Here is a 1,607-nt window from a genome sequence, read left to right as displayed (position 1 = left end):
TCCATCATGACCCACCATCCCTATATTCTTCATATATTATTCAAATTACTTTCTTAAACTCGCCATTTTGAGCTAAACAATCGCTAGGATTACCCCTGTATTTTTCGTATAATTCCACCTAATTGTGCAATGTGGACTAGTGGTCGAGAAATGAGTCTAGCTGAACGTATTATGCCGGAAGATTATATCTTCCCACCAAAACCTGCGCCTCTTACCGTCGAAGAAAAAGCAGAGTATAAAGCGCGTATTAAAGCGCTGTTAGTTGAAAAGAATGCGGTACTGGTTGCCCATTATTATACTGATCCTGAAATCCAAGCGCTTGCTGAAGAAACAGGCGGCTGCGTAGCGGATTCTTTAGAAATGGCACGCTTTGGTGCTAAGCAAGAAGATAAAGACATGATCATTGTTGCTGGTGTTCGCTTTATGGGCGAAACGGCAAAGATCCTAACTCCACATAAAACGGTTGTAATGCCAACATTGGAAGCAACCTGTTCATTAGATGTTGGTTGTCCAATCGATGAATTTTCTGCTTTTTGCGATCAGCATCCGGATAGAAAAGTGGTTGTTTACGCAAATACCTCTACTGCTGTAAAAGCGAGAGCGGACTGGATTGTAACTTCTTCTTGCGCGCTTGAGATTGTTGAGCACCTTGATGAGCAAGGCGAAAAAATCATTTGGGGTCCGGATAAGCACTTGGGTTCTTATATCCAAAAGAAAACCGGTGCCGATATGATTATGTGGAACGGTGCGTGTATCGTTCATGACGAGTTCAAAACCAAAGCACTAAAAGACATGAAACAGCTACATCCTGACGCTGCGGTACTGGTTCACCCTGAATCTCCAGCGGAAATCGTAGATTTAGCGGATGCAGTTGGTTCAACGAGTCAGCTAATTAAAGCTGCGCAAGAAATGCCTAATCAGAAGTTTATCGTAGCGACAGATCGCGGTATTTTCTACAAGATGCAGCAGCTTTGTCCTGAGAAAGAATTCTTCGAAGCACCAACCGCTGGTGAGGGTGCAACGTGTCGCAGTTGTGCGCACTGCCCTTGGATGGCAATGAATGGCCTACAAGCAATTGAAGAAGCACTTATCAGCCCAACAGGCAAAGAGGTCTTTGTTGATATGGAGCTGCGAGAGGGGGCGCTTCGTTCGCTTAATCGCATGCTAGACTTTTCGGCTTCACTACAAAGGTAGTTGGATTTATAGCCAAATAAATCCAAAAAGCAAAAAACTACTTGATAAAGTGCGAGGCTTTTCATAGTATTAGCCCCGCAATTCAGTGCGGAGAGATGGCTGAGTGGCTTAAGGCGCACGACTGGAACTCGTGTATACGTTTATAGCGTATCGAGGGTTCGACTCCCTCTCTCTCCGCCATCCCTTCTTTATTAAAATCAATCTGTTACTACAAGTAGAAGCAGCCCTATCAGTTAGCGCTGTTTTAAATTCTGAATGCTGATTCACTATGTTTGCCACATTATTGTGTTTTTGGAAATCACCCTCGCTATACTTCATGTGTATTGCCACCTTAAATATACCTTCGACTGTTTATCCCAATTTTTAAGTACCAGATAGAACTATATGCTACACCTCCATCTGAATTAAGGTAA

General features: G+C 43.2%; 1 protein-coding gene and 1 tRNA gene. Both read left to right on the top strand.

Features of this window, described 5'->3' with window-relative positions:
• Positions 1-150 precede the first annotated feature (150 nt).
• A complete protein-coding gene (gene nadA / locus CEX98_RS17855; RefSeq protein ID WP_099643369.1) occupies positions 151-1,194 on the top strand; it encodes a quinolinate synthase NadA in 1,044 nt (347 codons plus the stop codon).
• An 89-nt stretch (positions 1,195-1,283) separates the two neighbouring features.
• A tRNA-Ser gene (locus CEX98_RS17850) sits at positions 1,284-1,374 on the top strand.
• The last annotated feature ends 233 nt before the right edge of the window (positions 1,375-1,607 follow it).

This window comes from Pseudoalteromonas piscicida (assembly GCF_002744175.1).
GTDB lineage: Bacteria > Pseudomonadota > Gammaproteobacteria > Enterobacterales > Alteromonadaceae > Pseudoalteromonas > Pseudoalteromonas piscicida_B.
Note: the sequence above shows the minus strand (reverse complement) of the source record. Positions and strands in the feature narration are given on the sequence as shown.

Excerpts from the sequence above, each read along its gene's own strand:
- nadA (WP_099643369.1), top strand. The coding sequence starts at position 151 with ATGAGTCTAGCTGAACGTATTATGCCGGAAGATTATATCTTCCCACCA.